The sequence below is a fragment of the Sphingobacterium sp. xlx-130 genome, assembly GCF_011007405.1.
In the GTDB taxonomy this organism is placed as follows: domain Bacteria; phylum Bacteroidota; class Bacteroidia; order Sphingobacteriales; family Sphingobacteriaceae; genus Sphingobacterium; species Sphingobacterium luzhongxinii.
In genome coordinates, this window is sequence record NZ_WFKN01000007.1 from 1 (window position 1) to 17,814 (window position 17,814).

A 17,814-nucleotide genomic window follows, 5' to 3' on the forward strand; every position below is an offset into this window, starting at 1 on the left:
TTGCTTCATCTTGTACAGCGGTACTATCCAGCTGTGTACTGCCCGTGTCCTGTCCATCAGAGAATACCAGGTCATCAGGGACTTCGCTCCCTTGGGAACTATCCGACACACTACCGTCGGTAAATGTAAGATCGTCATAAGACGTTAATGAATCTTGTGCGGAGAAAGCAAATGATGCTGTGGCAAAGAAAAGTGATAGAAAAAAAGAAAACAGGTAAGTCTTCATAAGTTGAAATAGTTGTTGAAAAGCATAAAAATAGAAAAAAGGCAGTGAAATACTGCCTTTTACTATCTTCCTTGTGTAAAAACTACTTTACAGTAACAGCAAAGTTATATTCATCGGGAGGTAGACATTGTGTCTTGTCACAAGCTTGCCATTCTACCGTGCCTTTTACTGTTGCTGTACCTTTTGTTAATTTGACCTTTTGCTGAAATACAACTTCATTTGTGAAGTAAGGTACATTCATTTTAAAAACCTCTTCATATTTTGTTTTAGCTGTAGGCTCTACAGTTTTTCCATTTAAAGTATATTCTTTAGATGAGGCGAATTTGAATGACGTAGGAATTGGACCTCCATCAGCTACATTTTGTGAATAGATATTCCATCCGTTTTGAATAGTAGCTTTAACGTAGATTACAGCTTCTTTTTTATTTAATTTTTTGTGGGCCACACTCCATTTTACGGGTTGGTGAACTTGTGCTAAAGCTGCGGTAACCGTTATTAATACAGCGACGATAAGTAGGCTTAATTTTTTCATAATAATTTTTCTTCTATAACTTGTAATTTGATTGTATGACTCTAACCCCGGTCATAAAGTTTAATGCTAAGGTACATTTATTATTAGCTTACGAACAAGTAAATTTTTCGTTATAACTGATAAGTTATACCTTTTAAGTCGTATTTCTTGGTCGCTTGTTGATGGCGGACGATGAGTTGTCCATCGCTTTCTACTCCTAGTATTTGTCCCTGTAGTGAGGCGCCGTTTATCATGAAATCTGCCGTAATTCCTTTTAAAAAGAGTCTTTCGTTATATAGTTCAAGATGTGCAGCTCTATTTTCAGGAGAAAAAATATTTTGGTAATAATAGAGACGGTGCTGTATTCTTTTTACTAAATCGAGTATTGTCAGATTAATTTCAGAATTTTCTAAAACCAACGATGTACTACGACGGGCTATATCGCTGGGAAAGTTACTTTCATATACATTGATACCTATACCCGCGATTACGGATTTAATATAGTGTCCAGAAACTTTGTTCTCGATCAAGATCCCGGCAATTTTTCTTCTTTCGACCATGATATCGTTTGGCCATTTGATGTATATGTCTTTTGGTATAAGTTCTTTTATTACATCGTAAACTGCTAGGCTGGAGTGTATTGTTAGTAGGAACTGATCTGTTATGAAAAGACTGTGCGGAGAATAGAGGAAGCTGGCCGTCATATTGCTATAGGGGGTAGTTGACCAAGTTGTGCCCCTTTGTCCGCGCCCTTGAGTTTGATGTTTTGCCATAATGGCAGTAAAATCTATCTGTGGCTTGAAATTTGTCAATAGTTGCTTTGAATAATCATTTGTGGAGGGAGTTTCCTCCAAAACAATTACAGGCAATGACTGATAATGTCCGAAAAATGTATTATTTTGCAAAAGAAAAAGATATTATAAAGTTTTTGAGTAAAACTATAACATTTCTTAATGAGTAAAAAGAAAAATTCAGAATTATCTAACAAACTGGCAGATATTGTCGTGTTAGGAATGCAAGAAAAGAAAGGTAATGAGATTGTGAAGTTGGATATGCGTGAGATTAATGCAACTGTATCTGATTATTTTGTCATCTGTCATGCAGATAGCAATGTTCAGGTGAATGCAATAGCACAGAGTGTTGAAGAAGAGGTGTATAAAGCTTTTGGTCAGGGGCCGTGGCATAAAGAGGGTCAAGGTAATGGAGAGTGGATACTACTTGACTTTGTTGATGTTGTTGTGCATATTTTTAAAACAGATACGCGTAGTCGTTATCGCATAGAGGATCTCTGGGGAGATGCAAAAGTAGAGTCCTATCAGAGTGCATAAAAAGAAATTGAAAAGATACGTATTATTGTAATGAAGAAAATTCCAAGTAAAAAAATAACCCCAACTCCTCCCAAATTTAATATGATGTGGCTTTATATAGCCATGATATTAGGTTTTATAGCGCTGAATTTCTTGTACAACAGCAGTAGTACGAAAGAGATTAGCTACGAGAGTTTTGAAAAGGATATGCTCCGTACCGGAGATGTGGAGAAATTGATTGCGTACAACAAAGGGAATATTGTTGAAGTGGAGGTGTACATAAAAAGTGACAAACTTCAAAATGATCCAAAATATAAAGATCTAGCACCGTCTGGGAATAGCTTGAGTTTTTCGGCAAATAAAGGCCCTCAGTACATGTTCTCCGAAGGATCTGCAGAGATTTTGAATCAAAAATTAATCGAATCTCAGAAGGATTTGCCTGAGGGGACTGCGAAGATATCTGCGAAATGGGAAGAACGTACAAACGCATGGGGTGGATTCTTCATTTCCTTCATCTTGCCATTGATTATTATAGTGGCTTTATGGATGTTCCTTATGCGTCGCATGAACGGTGGTGGCGCTGGTGGCGGTGGCCAGATTTTCAATATTGGAAAGTCTAAAGCACAGCTTTTTGATAAAGAATCTCAAATAAATATTACATTCAATGACGTTGCAGGTCTGGAAGAAGCTAAGACCGAAGTCATGGAGATTGTTGATTTCTTGAAAAACCCTAAGAAGTATACTGATTTAGGAGGTAAGATTCCGAAAGGAGCATTATTAGTAGGCCCTCCAGGAACAGGTAAGACGTTGTTGGCAAAAGCGGTGGCAGGAGAAGCCCAAGTGCCATTTTTCTCATTGTCAGGTTCCGACTTTGTAGAAATGTTTGTTGGTGTTGGTGCGTCTCGGGTTCGTGATCTTTTTAAACAGGCGAAAGAAAAGGCTCCTTGTATCATCTTTATTGATGAGATCGATGCAATAGGACGTGCACGTGGCAAAAACTCGGTAATGGGAGGGAACGATGAACGCGAAAATACATTGAACCAGTTGTTAGTCGAGATGGATGGGTTTGGTACCAATGTTGGAGTTATTATCCTTGCAGCTACTAACCGTTTGGATGTCTTGGATTCAGCCTTGTTGAGACCAGGTCGTTTTGATAGGCAGATTTCTATTGATAAGCCGGATCTAATAGGGCGTGAGCAAATTTTTAATGTGCATCTAAAGCCATTGAAGCTTGCTGAAGAAGTGGACGCCAAGAAATTATCGGCACAGACTCCTGGCTTTGCAGGGGCAGAGATTGCTAACGTTTGTAACGAAGCTGCCCTTATTGCAGCGCGTAAGAACAAGCGGGCAATTGAAATGCAGGATTTTCAAGATGCTATCGACCGCGTGATCGGCGGACTGGAAAAGAAAAATAAAATTATATCACCTGAGGAGAAAAAAATTGTTGCTTATCATGAGGCAGGCCATGCAATCGCCGGGTGGTTCTTGGAGCATGCCGATCCATTGGTTAAAGTATCTATTGTGCCTCGTGGTGTTGCAGCATTAGGGTATGCGCAATATCTACCTAAAGAACAATTTCTTTACACTACTGAACAGCTTTTAGATAGTATGTGTATGACGATGGGAGGACGCGTTGCTGAAGATATAACATTTGGACGTATTAGTACTGGGGCACAGAATGATCTAGAACGTATTACCAAGTTGGCCTATGCCATGACAGCGGTATATGGTATGAATCATAAGGTGGGTAATGTTTCTTTCCGCGATAGTTCCGGAGAGTCGCAGTTTCAAAAACCATACTCAGATCAGACCGCAGAGTTGATCGATGAGGAAGTTCGCGTTTTGGTGTCAGCAGTTTATGAGCGTACCAGACAGTTATTGCTTGATAAACAAGAAGGCTTGATCCGTATCGCCGAGAAGCTATTAGAAAAAGAAATATTGTTTCAAGCAGATTTAGAAGAGATTTTGGGAAAACGTCCCTTCTCTAACCGAACAACTTATGATGAATTTGTCAACGGAGGAGTAGATGGAGGTGGTGTTCCACAAACAGATTTGCCTATTCCGCCAATTCCTGAAGAATCTCAGAATACGGAGCCTTCAGAAAAATTAAATGGAGATACTATTTAAAAATAAGAGGGCGTTAGCCCTCTATTTTTTGTTTATAAATATCCATATAGTAGTCACTAACGAAGTTTTGATACCATTTGAGATTTATATGTGCACATATAATGGATAACGAAGTAATGGTATGCCCATGAATATCAGAAATACAACAGCCAAAGAAAAAATGCTAAAGAAGATCAGGACAGCTCTTCTCCAGAAGCATGAAAACCCGCACCCTGATTTCGAGGATTCAGCCTTGTATAAAGATGAGGAGGAGTCGCTCGATGTTACATTTGCGCGGGAGCTGACAGCTATAGCTGGTAAATTTGTTTACTGCGATGGAGAGATTGCTGTGATTGAGAATTTGATCGGTCTCGTTGAAGAACTTGGGGTTACTAAAATTCATGCTTGGGAACCTTCGATACAGACCTTGTTGAGGCATTATGGGTTTCCTTACCTAGCAACAGACAAAGACTTTGAACAAGCGGAGGTTGGTATTACATCCTGCGAAGCATTAATTGCTCGAAATGGCAGTGTGATGGTTAGCAATGCTAATACAGCGGGACGCCGTTTGAGTATATACCCTCCGATTCATATTGTATTGGCCAAAGCCTCACAATTGGTAATGGACATACGTCATGGGATGGCTCTAATTAAGGATCGTTATCCAGAGTACCTCCCTTCGATGATAACGACCATCACTGGACCAAGTCGAACTGCTGATATAGAGAAAAAGCTCGTATTAGGGGCACATGGCCCCAAAGAGCTTTATGTTTTCCTAATTGAAGATAGATTTTAGATTAAATGATTCAAGACTATATTTTAAATCTACCGATAGCATCGGTAATATTTGCGATAACCATCGCGACGAGTGTATATGCTTTCTCTAACCCGCAGGTATATGCTTCGATGATGCTACACCCGTATAGTATACAGCGTAATAAATCGAAATGGTATACTGTTCTGACAAGCGGAGTCATACATGCCGATTGGGGACACCTATTATTCAATATGATCACCTTTTACTATTTTGGTTTTGCACTGGAGGGATTTTTTGTTCAGGTGAGCGGAGATATTGGACATCTGTATTTCGCGTTGTTATATTTAATTAGTTTGGTCTTAAGTGATATTCCGACTATCATACAGCAAAAAAATAATCCTGGATACTACAGTTTAGGAGCTTCGGGCGCGATTTCAGCGGTGCTATTTAGCTACATACTGTTTCAGCCAAAAGCAACTCTTGGAATATTTATGGTCATTCCTATGCCAGCTTATCTATTTGCTGTCCTTTATGTAGGATATAGTATTTGGGCCTCTAAAAGATCAAGTGATCGGATTAACCACGATGCACATTTATTTGGCGCTCTTTCAGGCGTATTGATCACAATAATACTCTATCCTTGGATCTTTAGACATTTTATTGAGCAGTTTTAAAGTTAGCCTAACCAGCTTTGTCGATCTAGGTTTCTAAATTGTATGGCTTCTGCAATATGTTGACTCAAGATGCAATCCGAGTCATCCATGTCCGCTATTGTTCTGGCGACTTTTAGTATACGGTCATAAGCTCTAGCCGATAGGTTGAGTCTTTCCATCGCATTTTTTAATAATAAACTGCCGGACTCGTCCAATAGACATATTTCCTGTACATATTTTGTCGGCATATGTGCGTTACAGTATATATCGTTTTTGTGGGCAAAGCGTTGTTCTTGGATTTTTCTAGCTTTCACCACGCGCTGCCTTACCCACTGACTATTTTCTGTTTCTTTTTGATCAGTTAGCTCTTTAAACTGTACCGGGGTCACCTCAATGTGTAGATCAATGCGGTCGAGTAGAGGTCCGGAGATTTTGCTTAAATAGCGTTGTACAACCATTGATCCACAAACACATTCCTTTTCAGGATGGTTGTAGTAACCACAAGGGCAGGGATTCATTGCCGCAACTAACATAAAGCTTGCAGGGTAGTCTATCGTAAACTTAGCTCTTGAAATAGTAATGTTCCGCGATTCCAAAGGTTGTCGCAAGACTTCTAATACGGTGCGTTTAAACTCCGGTAGCTCATCGAGAAAGAGTACGCCATTATGTGCTAGTGAGATTTCTCCAGGCTGCGGTGTACTACCTCCACCTACTAATGCGACATCGGAGATTGTGTGATGCGGGGCGCGGAAGGGACGTACGTTTATTAGCGATTCTTTCTTAGAGAGATTGCCTGATACGGAGTGTATTTTTGTCGTTTCTAGAGCTTCTTCGAATGTCAGAGGAGGCAATATCGTAGGAAGGCGTTTGGCCAACATAGTTTTTCCTGCGCCTGGTGGACCTATGAGAATAATATTATGTCCACCGGCAGCGGCTATTTCTAAGGCTCTTTTTATGTTTTCCTGACCTTTAACATCAGCAAAATCCAATTCACTCGAATTTGTGATATCCGATAGGTTTTCTGGAGTATCCTTGCTTGTATGTTCTAAGTTCACCTTTCCATTCAAGAAATCAACTACCTGTGAGAGCTTATCTACGCCTAAAATATCGATGTCTCGGACAATAGAAGCTTCGGCTGCATTTGCACTGGGCAGGATAATGCCTTTAAAGCCATCTTTTTTGGCTTGAATCGCTATAGGAAGGATACCTTTGATAGGTTGTATTGTACCATCCAAGGAAAGTTCGCCTAAAATGATGTAGTTTGTAAGTCTATCATCCAAAATCTGAGCAGAGCCTGCTAGTATACCAATTGCTATTGCTAAATCATAGGCAGAACCTTCTTTTCGAATATCTGCGGGTGCCAAATTGACAACGATTTTTTGTCGTGGCATACGGTATCCTATTGACAATATGGCGCTTTCTATACGTTGTAGGCTCTCTTTTATAGCATTGTCGGGGAGGCCTACAATATAGTATTTAGTGCCTGTAGAGACGTTGACTTCGACCGTAATCGTTGATGCTTCTATACCGTAAACGGCACTGCTAAAGGTTTTTACTAGCATAATTGTTATAGTTGGCCAACCTAAAGTTAAATAAAAATTAGTTAATCATTGCGCTAAGTTTGGACTTGTTTTTGCTGTTTTGTGATAAAAACGTTATATTAAAAGCATTAGATATACTTATTTCAAACGATTTTGTTTTTTTATTGTTTAATATCATATAGACTATTTCATTTTTTAAGTTAAACATATATAATATAGAGAGTAATGAAAGATAGCGGTAAAGTTGTAGCGGCATTGTTAGCAGGATTAGCTGCAGGAGCGGTATTAGGAGTTCTATTTGCACCAGAAAAAGGAACCGAAACTAGAGAGAAAATAAATGATTCATTAGCGGATCTCGGCGATGCTTTAAAAGAACGTGCTGAAGAGCAATTTGATCAGTTAAATGACTTTAAAGAAAAGGTTTTGGCGGTAGTAAAATCTAAGATTTCTAAAACCGAAGGTTTTGTCAACGACGAAATAGAAGAACATGCATAGTCTGAACAGACTGTCGGTTCAGCGTAGTAAAATATATACAGATTTATGAAGTACGGTAAATTGATACAACCGTACTTCATAAAATAAATAAAAATTCAATGGGTGATCAAAAGTTTTCATTTTCAGGAAGTTTTCAGAAGGCTAAGGAGTACATAGATACAGAGATTGAGCTGTTGAAGTTAAAGGCAATGGCTAAAGGAGGAAGAATTATCGGTGCACTAATATTGGATGCCACGAAGTTACTTTTGATATTGATTATTATATTTTTCCTTTCTTTAGCATTGGGTTTTTTCCTTGGAGAGCTATTAGGTAGCAATGCATTAGGCTTTTTGACTACAGGGGGGGTGTTTTTTGTGATCTTGTTAATCATTAGAGCGGTTGAGCCTAAATTGGAAGCTAAATTTATGGATATCACTATTCGTAAAGTTCTTGGTAAGTGGCATGAGGATGAAGACGTAGAGGAAGATTCTAAACAAGAGAGCTCTTTTGAAGAAAATGCAAATTTTAAGAGTTATAATTCGCAAGCAGATCACAAAACAGCAGAGGAAAATGAAAGCAAAAATTAATAATATAGGAGAGTTGAGGTTAGAGATTGCTCGTTTAAGTCAGCTTAAAAAGGAGCAGGAAGCATACTTAGCTGATCAATATCATCTTCTCAAGCATAAAGTAGAAGCTCCTGCTCGCTTTGTCGGAACTATTGCGTCGAGCATTCCAGGAGTTGATTTAGTAAAGGGTATTTTTTCTTCTTTTAAAGGGGGAACAAATGCAGGTGCTGCGAATCAAAGTGATTGGTTGGGAAGAGTGATACAATTAGGTTTACCTTTGGTATTAAACCGTACTTTTCTCCGAAATTCAAGTTGGTTGAAAAAAGCACTAGTATTGTTAGCCTCTGAGAAAGCTGTCGGAGGCATTACTCAAGATAAAGTAGGATCAGTTATTTCCAAAATAACCGACTTTGTAAGACCTAAGAAGAAGTCTAAAAAGAAGCACCGTGATATTGCACCCTTATCAGATGGGGAAGAACAAGATACGCTTAATTTTGGTATTCCCCCAGATAGCGAAACCTATTAATAGTGTTTCGCTATAAAATCTTTATAGGCTAGACGAATACCTTCATCTAAATTAACCTGATGTTTCCATCCCAGTTGACGTAGTTTACTTACATCCATCAGTTTTCGGGGAGTTCCATCAGGTTTAGTCTGGTCAAATTTTATCTCCCCCTTGTAGCCCACAATATCTTTGATGAGAAGAGCCAGATCTTTTATAGTAATGTCATGCCCCACACCGATATTGATAAACTGACTTTCATCATAGTTCTCCATTAAGAAAACACATGCTGCTGCCAGATCTGTTGAAAACAAGAATTCACGAAGCGGAGTTCCTGTGCCCCAAATCACAACTTCGGGTGTATTATTGAGTTTTGCTTCATGAAATCTCCGAATTAATGCAGGAAGTACGTGCGAATTTTCGGGATGATAATTGTCATTATAGCCGTATAGATTAGTCGGCATTACAGAAATGAAGTTGTCCCCATATTGGCTTCTATAGGATTCGCACATTTTTATGCCAGCTATCTTTGCAATCGCATAGGGCTCATTGGTATGCTCTAAAGTTCCTGTCAATAAATAATCCTCTTTCAGTGGTTGTGGAGCTAGTTTAGGATATATACAGGAAGAGCCTAAGAATAGAAGTTTTTTGACTCGATGTACATGTGATTGATGTATCACATTGTTTTGTATAGCCAAGTTCTCGTATATAAAATCTGCCCTATAAGTGTTATTTGCAACGATACCTCCTACTTTTGCTGCGGCTAAGAATACGTAATCTGGTTTTTCGCTTTCAAAGAAAGCCGCTACAGCTTGTTGGTTACGAAGATCAAGCTCCTGTGAGGTACGCGTTATAATATTTGTGAAACCCTCTTGATTTAATTTGTTATATATCGCAGACCCAACCATCCCTCTATGGCCGGCTACGTAGATTTTAGCTTCTTTTTCCACGGCAAAGTATTGAATTACTGCAAACCTACATAAATTCAGCATTGTACGCAATATATTAGCGTGGTAATATATAGTATGCCTGTAGTCAGTATGGTATAAAGACGAATTCAATGTAAGTACTTGTGAGCGTCTGGATATTCCATGTGGCTATTAAAGGACAAGCCGAGCTTGGGGAGTTAGTGAAGTAATTACTTCCGTATGAAATTGAATTTTAAAGCTTTTCTGATCCTTATATTTTTTATAGAGAAAATATAAGGTTATTTTTGCGACTTATTATTTGTTATGGGAAAGGATAAATTAAGAAAATTCGCAGAAGTAGCGACCTTTAAAAATGTGGTTCAATTGGACGCGGGAAAAGAATATAAGGGTAAATGGTGCTCTGATTTTTTTGGAAATAGTAAACCATTAATTCTAGAACTTGCATGTGGTAAGGGAGAGTATACTGTTAATCTAGCGAAGTTATTTCCCGACACTAATTTTATAGGAATAGACTATAAGGGTAATCGTATCTGGAGAGGCGCAAAGACGGCATTGGAAGAAGGAATAGAAAATGTGGGTTTTCTACGTATTCAAATCGAAACGATTTTAGAGCATTTTGCCGAGGATGAAATTTCGGAAATTTGGATTACTTTTCCAGATCCACAGCCGCAAGATAGTAGAGAGAAAAAGCGGTTGACCAACCCGGTTTTTTTAGAGCGTTATAAGATAATTTTGAAAGAAGGAGGACTTATGCATTTAAAAACGGACAGCGACTTTTTCTACGGTTATACCCGCGAACAAATTGCCTTACAAAAGCTACCGGTTCTTAAAGAAACAACAGATCTATATAAGTCTGATTTGGTGGATGAAGTTCTCTCGATAAAAACGTATTACGAAAAGAAATATTTAGCAGTCGATAAGAATATCAATTATGTAGAGTGGACGTTTGGGAAATAATTGTGAATTCTGTTAATATGATAGCTTATACTAACAAAAGGATAAGCTATTTTTTTTTGAAGGTGTTATTTTGATTCGCCCAAGTACAGGTGATTTTTACTATCTTTAGTCAATTTACGTCTTCTATTAATCTTCCATCAGGTTGTATATTGACCTATGTTTTTGAGGCTAGGGTGTCTCAATATGAAGAAGTTTTTTGGGCGGAATTCCCGTGAAAGCTGGAATTGTTCGAGCGGCAGATACCACAGATCCGAATGCAACGAGACAAAATAGTCAAATAGTGGTCTAGAGAGTAATAGATCTGAATTAATCGTAAATATACATAGAACAAAAGCCATAGCAGTCAATGATACGATCAAAACCAGTTATAATTTTAATACAGAGATAAGACCTTGGTTAAATGATTATTCAGAAGGAAGTGAAGTAAATATTAAAAGCCTGGTCGTACTCACTAATCCGGAAAAAGGTAATGTTTATATTGACGGGTCAAATAAGGTAGTCTATCAACCAAATCACAATTTTACAGGAACTGACAAGTTTAGTTATCGAATTGCAGACTTAAAGGGCAATTTTTCTGAACCTGCTACTGTTTTCATTGATGTAACCGGAACTTACATACCCAATACAATCACGCCAAACAATGACAGCAAAAATGATACTTTTTCTATTATAGGCCTAAATCTGTTTGATTATGTTGAGTTAAAAGTGTTTGATAGGTTTGGAAAGTTAAAATATGAATCACAGAACTATAACAATAATTGGACTCCTGATGAATCGGTAAAAGAGGGTACTTATTATTACAATATTATTTTTTACAAACAAGGATTTAAATCCTATTCTAAAAATGGTTATATCTTAATTCTGAAGGATTTAGATCTTAGATATATATAAAAAGCGAGTAAAACTCGCTTTTTATTTTATTCGTCTATTTTTTATTTAGCAGTAAACTTTTTATGCTTACGCTTCGATATTTTCTCCATATTCACCGGTTGAGGTATTTTAACGTAATATCCAGTGCCATCATATTCCCGTTTATTGGGACTTTCCATACAAGCGACCGAACAACATCCCTCTAATTGCTCACCACATGCGTCACATTGTGTAAAGTGTTCGTTACAGATTGGATTTGCACAGTTAATCATTTTCGGAGTGGTAGTCCCGCAGTTTTTACAGGTAGATACAACAACCGGGTTGGTTGAGTTTACCTCGACAGTAACTCTATTGTCAAATACGTAACACTTTCCATCAAAATCTTTACCACCCGCTTCTTTACCATATTTTATAATTCCTCCGTGCAATTGGTAAACATCCTCAAATCCCTCTTTAAGTAATAAGGCGGAGGCTTTTTCACATTTGATTCCTCCTGTACAGTAGGTAAGGATCTTTTTGCCTTTGTACTGTTCGAGCTCTTTGATTTTTTCAGGAAACTCACGGAAATTTTCAATATCCAAAGTGACTGCATTTTTGAATCTACCAACATTATGCTCATAGTTCGAACGTACATCCAATACAACAACATCTTCACGGTCCTTCATTTCCATGAAATCCTTTGGTTCTAAATGTATTCCCGTTCGTTGATTTGGGTCTATTTCCTTGGGGTCACGTAGTCCAGAGTGGACGATCTCAGGCTTATAGCGACAGTGCATCTTGATGAAAGAAGGTTCTTCTACGTCGTCGATTTTAAATTCAGTGTGATTGAATCTACCATCTGCATAGATAGCGTCCATGTAAGCCTTACAGGACTCTGGCGTGCCAGATACAGTGCCATTGAGCCCTTCATCAGCAACAATGATACGACCGACTAGGTTCAGAGATTTACAAAAATCGAGGTGATCTGCAGCAAATTGTTCTGCATTTTCAATAGGGCTGTAACAGTAGTACAGTAATGTTTGATAATTTGTCATATGTTCATTGATACCGCTGCAAACGGCGTTTAATGTTTGAATTAATGATGCAAAGTTAAATAAAATGAATAATATAAAAATGACGAGCGTTACTTTTTAACCAAAGGTAATAACAAATATTCAAGCCCGTTAACTTTGATCTCGTATAAAGTAGCGAGCAAAATACCCAGTTTGCCAGCAGGAAACCCCTTCTGCCTATACCACGTCAAATACGGTTCAGGTAATCTAAGCAGCGCCCAACCTTGGTATTTTCCATAGGGCATCTTGCTGTTAGCCAACTCAACTAGGATTTCCGGATTAAGTATATTATTCTCTTGTTTTGCCATGCTTGATTCTGTATTTGAATAATCGTAATGCTATAATACCGTGATTAATCCAGTTATTGAAACGGCCATAGTGCTTTCTAAAGATCTGATAGCGTTCTTTTAGGCTTTGGCGATGTCTTTTTTGAGACATTCCCCCAACAAGGTACCGAGCGACATATTGATGAACATTCTGAGTTGATTTTGCCTTTTTAGCGGCACGTATTATCCAATCTATATCGGCGCTCAGGTTATAGTTGAGGTCGTAAGGCTCAGCAATACTACGTCTTATATAGATCGCCTGATGACAGATATTCATTCCATAGCGAAAGGATTGCCAATCAAATTTATTTGGAGCCTTATGCCGCCGGTCAGCGACAATTTGACGCTGTTCATCCACTAGTTTAGTTTCACCGTAGATGATGTCAGCCCCTTTTCCTTTTTCTACAATACAACGGATTGTATTGTTATCATAGAGCTCATCACCTGAATTTAGAAAAAGAACATAATCACCTGTGGCGAGTGCTAATCCTTTGTTCATGGCGTCATAAATTCCCTTGTCTTTTTCTGAAACGATGGTGCTGATTTGATCCTTGTACTTATTGATGATATCCAATGTGCCATCCGTAGATGCGCCATCTATGATGATATATTCAATATCCGGATACGATTGATTAAGCACAGAAGATATCGTGTACTCAATGTCTCTAACGTTGTTATATACGATGGTGATTATAGATATTTTAACTGCTTCCACGTTACTTTTTAAGTTTGCCCCAATGTTTACGAATATATCGGGCTAGTCGTTTGACATAAGACCCCTTACGGTTTTTATAAAAAAGCTTGATTGCTTCATAGCCAGTCTTGTGTTCTTCAATATCCTTGGGGAAGTTATTAACTTTTTGGGTTGCCAATGTCACGTTATAAATTTCATCCACATCGGAATGTGTACCGGATCCATCGGTACCCATATTTTGGATCATAGATGTTCTAGGATAAAGAACAAGCCCATTTTTATTAAAAATGGAGAGATACCATCGGATAGCCCAAGAGTTTATTTTTCCGGCTTTAAACAGCTTTACCTGCTTCCAGAAATTTTCCGTATGATCGATGCTAAAACGCTTGATATCATCTTTAGAAAAATCATTTGTTAACTCGTCTATATTAGGGTTAAAATGCTTCCAAGCACGTGCCCATGTAGCCCATCCCCAGCTATTGGCAACCCGGAAAAAGAAAGCTTCAGGTAGATCATCCACATTGGCGATAGGGTACATGTATCCACTGATCTCCATGACCTGCTCATCCTCTTCATAACATACTAATGCATCGTTAAAATATTGCAATGCAAATTCAGAAATCTCTAAGTCATCCTCTAGGACAATAGCCCTTCCGTGTTTGTCGATTACTTCGGTCACTCCCTTGATGATGTTATTGGCTAGGCCAATATTTTTAGATCTTTCAATGATATGTATACTTTTGAAATTCCAAGGCTCTCGTATGATAGCACGGACTTTATTAATACTGTCTATTTGATCTGAATTCTTAGCCCCGTCGGAATATATATATATATCCGAATCAGACGATAATCGTGAAAGCTCTAAGGCTTGCAACATGCGTCGAGTATGTTGCGGACGGTTAAATACAAATACTATAACTGGAGCTAAAGGATTCATGAAATTATAATTTTTGAGTAGCTTTATTATCAATTCGCGTTTTTATCACCTTAGAGGTTAAGCAAAAGATACGCCAAGCTATACTTAAATAGGATTTTGTAGATTCATTATCTTTTGATATAAAAGCTTTTATTAGCTTTTTGCCAATTCCTCCTATGGAAAGGGTGAAGGCGGTTATAAAGTTGTAGTTAATGTTGCAATACTCAGTTAGGTAGAATACAAATTCACTTTTAAATAGGTTGTCGGCGTTCATAATCCTATTTTGTCTGTCATGGTATGCTAATGCGTTTTCAACATAAGCTGTTTTTAGATTATGATAGTTTATTCGATTTGCATAGTCTTTATCTTCACCATAATGATAAAAAATTGGGGAAAAGTAGCCAACACGTTTTATAGTTTGAGTTGGTACTAACCAAAATGCTGCATTGATAAAAGGGGTGATTTCCCCATCGATGGTTCTTTGTGAATTTTTGATATAATTTTTAAATCCCTCATCGAGATTATTTCCTGTGCCATCAAAATGCATCGGGGAGATTATTCCTAATGCAGGAGTGTAACCGTTTATTAGTCTTTCCAAACAATATTTATCAATCCAAGCATCTTGGTTGACTAAAAAGGCGAAGTCATATCTTTCAGTAATTACTTTTTTTAGACCGATATTATTGGCGCAGCCGAAACCAAGGTTTGTTTTATTTTTGACAACAGTGATTGTAGGATATTTCTCTTCCAACAAGTTAACCGTATTGTCTTTGGAGCAGTTGTCTAGAACTAAGATGTCAGTAGGATAAGAAGACCCTAATACGCTCTGAATGCATTTGTCTAGCCATGGTTCAAAATTGTAGGTAACTATGATTGTGAGAACTCTTTTCATGATTTTTAATCTACTTGCGTATTGTTCTTCTCATATATTCAATTATTTCATTCAGAATAACAGGGAAAAACAACTTGTTTAATATAACGTAAGACAAGCACATGGATAAAATAGCTACTGTCAAACGTAAGTAGTCGTTTGAGAAAAATGAAATTGAAAAATTAGCTATAGATGCGGCCAATGCTGCGAATAAAGCATATGTAAAAACATCATATAGTATATTTAATAAAGAATAATTGATGTAGGGTTTTGCTAAAGTATACCATACGAATAACCAGGAAATCTGTAATAATACTGTGAGTTGAAGCATAAACAAAATACCAGAACCATGTGCAAAAAGCAAAATAAGTAGCTGTATAATTCCAAACGAAACTATACTGAGCAGGTAGATGTTGGATTTACCTTTACTCAAGATAAGATTAGAAAATACATTTGAAACAACTAAGAAAGCCCCTCCAACACATAGCTGCTTTAAGTAGGGCGCGCTATCAAGCCACTTTTCTGTTAAAGCGATAATGATAAATTCTTCAGAAACAAGCGCGAGACCAAATAAAAGAGGAAATGCTATAAAGGATGTGAAAGCTAGGATTTTTCTAAAAACACGTACTTGTCTATCCTGATCATGTTGAATTTCATTAAGAACCGGCTGCACAACGTTGTTTATCATGTTCGTGATCACGGATTGTCCCATCAGATTCCATTTCACAGCTTGTCCAACATTACCAACATCTTTTGGCGAGTAATATTTTCCTAGAACCAATGAATACACGTTGTTGTTTATATGAATAAAGACGTTTGTAACGAAAATTTTGCTACTAAACCCGATAATCTCCTTTAGAGGTTCAAAATTGAATTTAAATGATGGCCTAAATTTGGAGAAGTAAAAGAATAATAAACTGCAAGTTGATGTATAGATTATTGTTTGTATAGCAATACCCCAATAAGCAAAACCTAAGTACGCAAAAGTAAGCCCCGCTAAATTGGAAATTACGAGTGCACAGAACAATGTAATCGCTCTTTCTTTAACCATTAGATTTCGAAATAGATAGGCATTGTGTGCAATGCCAAAACTACCTGTCCAAAAGCTTAAAAATACGAGTCTAGACAAAGGTTTCAATTCGGGGATTTTATAGTAACCTGCAATTAATGGTGCACAGAAAAATAAAATAATGTATAATATTGTACTGGCACTTATAGTGCACCAAAAAACCGCGTTGTAATCCTTGTGACCGACCGAAGCTTTGTTTGCGATTCCATTCACAAATCCGCTTTCTTGAAAGGCTGAGGCAATGAGAGAAAATATTGTCACCATAGCTATCATACCGTAATCTGAAGGGGTCAACACTCGGCTTAATAATATTCCGAATAGTGCACCAATTACCTGTTGTAGGCCATTAGAAAGACCACCCCAAAGAAGCCCTTTGGTCGTCTTGTTCTTTAGGGAGCTGCTATTCATTCTCTCTTCTTCTAGACTCATGGAAAAGTATTAATACTCTTAATTGCGAACCACATTATAGTACTTGAACAGCATTTCTGAAATCCTTCAGTGAAATATCGTTAGGATTTAAGTCCGTAATAAGGTAAGTCACATCTTTTAAAGGCATGACACGCATCTTTTGATTGGAGTTTAGTTTCTCAGCAATACTTAGGATAGCCAGACTCTTAGAACATTTGATCATAGCTCGTTTGATCTGAACGACTTCCCAATCTGAGTCGGTAATACCCTCCTCCAAAGAAAGGCTATTCGTGCCCAGTAAGCAAAGATCTACGCGGATGTCGGCCAATTCATTGATTACCTGAGAGCCTGTTACAATATTAGTATTGCGCGATAGCTTTCCTCCTAATAGAAAAACATCAATATTGTCTTTTTCAGCCAGTTCAAGCGCCACAAGAGGACTTATTGTGAAGAACGTGCATTGTAGATCGTTGGGAATAAGACGGGCCAATTCTATCATAGTAGTACCGCCTCCGATCAAGACAGTCATCCCATTTCCTATTAGAGAAAGCGCCTTGCTGGCGATTTCCTTTTTACCCTCCTTAGCATATACATTGCCTTCTTGAAATGGGAATTGAAAAGATTTTGATAGGGCGCCTCCGTAGACTTTTATGACTTGACCATTCTCAGCCAGCTCATTCAAGTCGCGGCGTATAGTATCTTCCGAGACATTAAGCTGTATACTGAGATCGGACGATAGGACTTTGTTGTGAAGGTTTATTTGATGGACAATATAAGCCTGTCTTTCTTCTTTTAGCATAATTTTAGCGAATTATATAAGGTTGTCTGTTTATTGCTATTGATTATCGGCCGGAGGCGTATTCTTAGTCACCCCAGCTTTAAATCTGGGTTTGAATCCAGCCGGTTTACTACCACTTGCTTTTGCTTCCTCTTCGGTTGCCACAGGTGGTTCTATATTAGTGATAGGAGCTGGTTCTTCGGCTTTTTCTACTGGAGCGGTGCCCTTAGTCACGCCAGCTTTAAATCTGGGTTTGAATCCAGCCGGTTTACTACCACTTGCTTTTGCTTCCTCTTCGGTT

21 protein-coding genes and 1 pseudogene are annotated in these 17,814 nt (G+C 38.0%); 9 read left to right on the plus strand and 13 right to left on the minus strand.

The window, feature by feature from the left end; all coding sequences use genetic code 11:
* The 3 genes and pseudogenes from G7B18_RS13905 to G7B18_RS13915 all read right to left on the minus strand — a co-directional run.
* Nucleotides 1-226, minus strand: a pseudogene (locus tag G7B18_RS13905) (hypothetical protein); the annotation flags it as partial.
* A gap of 82 nt (nt 227-308) precedes the next feature.
* Nucleotides 309-758 (minus strand): protein-disulfide reductase DsbD domain-containing protein, encoded by a 450-nt coding sequence (locus G7B18_RS13910; RefSeq protein ID WP_164110908.1) that lies wholly within the window; start codon nt 756-758, stop codon nt 309-311.
* 110 nt (nt 759-868) lie between these two features.
* Nucleotides 869-1,642 (minus strand): biotin--[acetyl-CoA-carboxylase] ligase, encoded by a 774-nt coding sequence (locus G7B18_RS13915; protein WP_164110910.1) that lies wholly within the window; start codon nt 1,640-1,642, stop codon nt 869-871.
* 48 nt (nt 1,643-1,690) lie between these two features.
* Between G7B18_RS13915 and rsfS the strand changes: the two genes are divergently transcribed.
* The 4 genes from rsfS (at nt 1,691) to G7B18_RS13935 (ending at nt 5,581) form a co-directional block, all read left to right on the plus strand.
* Nucleotides 1,691-2,065: a ribosome silencing factor gene (rsfS, locus tag G7B18_RS13920; protein ID WP_164110912.1), complete on the plus strand. Its 375-nt coding sequence runs from the start codon at nt 1,691-1,693 to the stop codon at nt 2,063-2,065.
* Between the two features lie 30 nt (nt 2,066-2,095).
* Nucleotides 2,096-4,171: an ATP-dependent zinc metalloprotease FtsH gene (gene ftsH / locus G7B18_RS13925; RefSeq protein ID WP_164110914.1), complete on the plus strand. Its 2,076-nt coding sequence runs from the start codon at nt 2,096-2,098 to the stop codon at nt 4,169-4,171.
* A 127-nt stretch (nt 4,172-4,298) separates the two neighbouring features.
* Nucleotides 4,299-4,946, plus strand: a complete 648-nt coding sequence (locus tag G7B18_RS13930; RefSeq protein ID WP_164110916.1) for a lactate utilization protein C — start codon at nt 4,299-4,301, stop codon at nt 4,944-4,946.
* Nucleotides 4,947-4,951: 5 nt separating this feature from the next.
* The gene (locus G7B18_RS13935) at nt 4,952-5,581 is read left to right on the plus strand and encodes a rhomboid family intramembrane serine protease (RefSeq protein ID WP_164110918.1); all 630 of its coding nucleotides are present in this window, start codon (nt 4,952-4,954) and stop codon (nt 5,579-5,581) included.
* A gap of 2 nt (nt 5,582-5,583) precedes the next feature.
* On the opposite strand, the gene G7B18_RS13940 is transcribed toward G7B18_RS13935, so the two are convergent.
* Nucleotides 5,584-7,122 carry a YifB family Mg chelatase-like AAA ATPase gene (locus G7B18_RS13940; RefSeq protein WP_164110920.1) on the minus strand — a complete coding sequence of 513 codons (1,539 nt, stop codon included), beginning with the start codon at nt 7,120-7,122 and terminating at the stop codon, nt 5,584-5,586.
* Between the two features lie 204 nt (nt 7,123-7,326).
* Between G7B18_RS13940 and G7B18_RS13945 the strand changes: the two genes are divergently transcribed.
* From G7B18_RS13945 to G7B18_RS13955, 3 genes are all read left to right on the plus strand, one after another.
* Nucleotides 7,327-7,596 (plus strand): YtxH domain-containing protein, encoded by a 270-nt coding sequence (locus tag G7B18_RS13945; RefSeq protein ID WP_164110922.1) that lies wholly within the window; start codon nt 7,327-7,329, stop codon nt 7,594-7,596.
* A 98-nt stretch (nt 7,597-7,694) separates the two neighbouring features.
* Nucleotides 7,695-8,162, plus strand: coding sequence for a phage holin family protein (locus tag G7B18_RS13950; RefSeq protein ID WP_205600327.1), 468 nt, complete (start codon nt 7,695-7,697; stop codon nt 8,160-8,162).
* Nucleotides 8,146-8,667, plus strand: a complete 522-nt coding sequence (locus tag G7B18_RS13955; RefSeq protein ID WP_164110923.1) for a hypothetical protein — start codon at nt 8,146-8,148, stop codon at nt 8,665-8,667. The genes G7B18_RS13950 and G7B18_RS13955 overlap by 17 nt, the downstream gene beginning before the upstream one ends.
* Here the strand turns inward: G7B18_RS13955 and G7B18_RS13960 are convergent.
* Nucleotides 8,664-9,593 (minus strand): GDP-L-fucose synthase family protein, encoded by a 930-nt coding sequence (locus tag G7B18_RS13960; protein ID WP_317164273.1) that lies wholly within the window; start codon nt 9,591-9,593, stop codon nt 8,664-8,666. The genes G7B18_RS13955 and G7B18_RS13960 overlap by 4 nt on opposite strands.
* A gap of 282 nt (nt 9,594-9,875) precedes the next feature.
* Here G7B18_RS13960 and trmB point away from each other — a divergent pair, with 282 nt between their 5' ends.
* The gene (trmB, locus tag G7B18_RS13965) at nt 9,876-10,529 is read left to right on the plus strand and encodes a tRNA (guanosine(46)-N7)-methyltransferase TrmB (protein WP_164110926.1); all 654 of its coding nucleotides are present in this window, start codon (nt 9,876-9,878) and stop codon (nt 10,527-10,529) included.
* A 336-nt stretch (nt 10,530-10,865) separates the two neighbouring features.
* Nucleotides 10,866-11,420, plus strand: coding sequence for a gliding motility-associated C-terminal domain-containing protein (locus G7B18_RS19435; protein ID WP_410528435.1), 555 nt, complete (start codon nt 10,866-10,868; stop codon nt 11,418-11,420).
* A 41-nt stretch (nt 11,421-11,461) separates the two neighbouring features.
* Here the strand turns inward: G7B18_RS19435 and G7B18_RS13975 are convergent, their stop codons facing one another.
* From G7B18_RS13975 to G7B18_RS14010, 8 genes are all read right to left on the minus strand, one after another.
* A complete protein-coding gene (locus G7B18_RS13975) occupies nt 11,462-12,433 on the minus strand; it encodes a rhodanese-related sulfurtransferase (protein WP_164123185.1) in 972 nt (323 codons plus the stop codon).
* Nucleotides 12,434-12,522: 89 nt separating this feature from the next.
* A complete protein-coding gene (locus G7B18_RS13980) occupies nt 12,523-12,759 on the minus strand; it encodes a DUF3820 family protein (protein ID WP_240452865.1) in 237 nt (78 codons plus the stop codon).
* A complete protein-coding gene (locus G7B18_RS13985; protein ID WP_164110928.1) occupies nt 12,740-13,492 on the minus strand; it encodes a glycosyltransferase family 2 protein in 753 nt (250 codons plus the stop codon). Before G7B18_RS13985 ends, G7B18_RS13980 begins: the two co-directional genes overlap by 20 nt.
* Before the next feature lies 1 nt (nt 13,493).
* Nucleotides 13,494-14,408 carry a sugar transferase gene (locus G7B18_RS13990; protein ID WP_164110929.1) on the minus strand — a complete coding sequence of 305 codons (915 nt, stop codon included), beginning with the start codon at nt 14,406-14,408 and terminating at the stop codon, nt 13,494-13,496.
* Between the two features lie 4 nt (nt 14,409-14,412).
* Nucleotides 14,413-15,279, minus strand: a complete 867-nt coding sequence (locus tag G7B18_RS13995) for a glycosyltransferase family 2 protein (RefSeq protein ID WP_164123187.1) — start codon at nt 15,277-15,279, stop codon at nt 14,413-14,415.
* 10 nt (nt 15,280-15,289) lie between these two features.
* Nucleotides 15,290-16,756, minus strand: a complete 1,467-nt coding sequence (locus tag G7B18_RS14000) for a lipopolysaccharide biosynthesis protein (RefSeq protein WP_164110931.1) — start codon at nt 16,754-16,756, stop codon at nt 15,290-15,292.
* A gap of 34 nt (nt 16,757-16,790) precedes the next feature.
* On the minus strand, nt 16,791-17,534 hold the full coding sequence (locus G7B18_RS14005) for a DeoR/GlpR family DNA-binding transcription regulator (protein ID WP_079642721.1): 744 nt from the start codon (nt 17,532-17,534) through the stop codon (nt 16,791-16,793).
* 36 nt (nt 17,535-17,570) lie between these two features.
* Nucleotides 17,571-17,814 (minus strand): hypothetical protein (locus tag G7B18_RS14010; protein ID WP_205600328.1); only part of this gene is annotated, 244 nt, incomplete at its 5' end.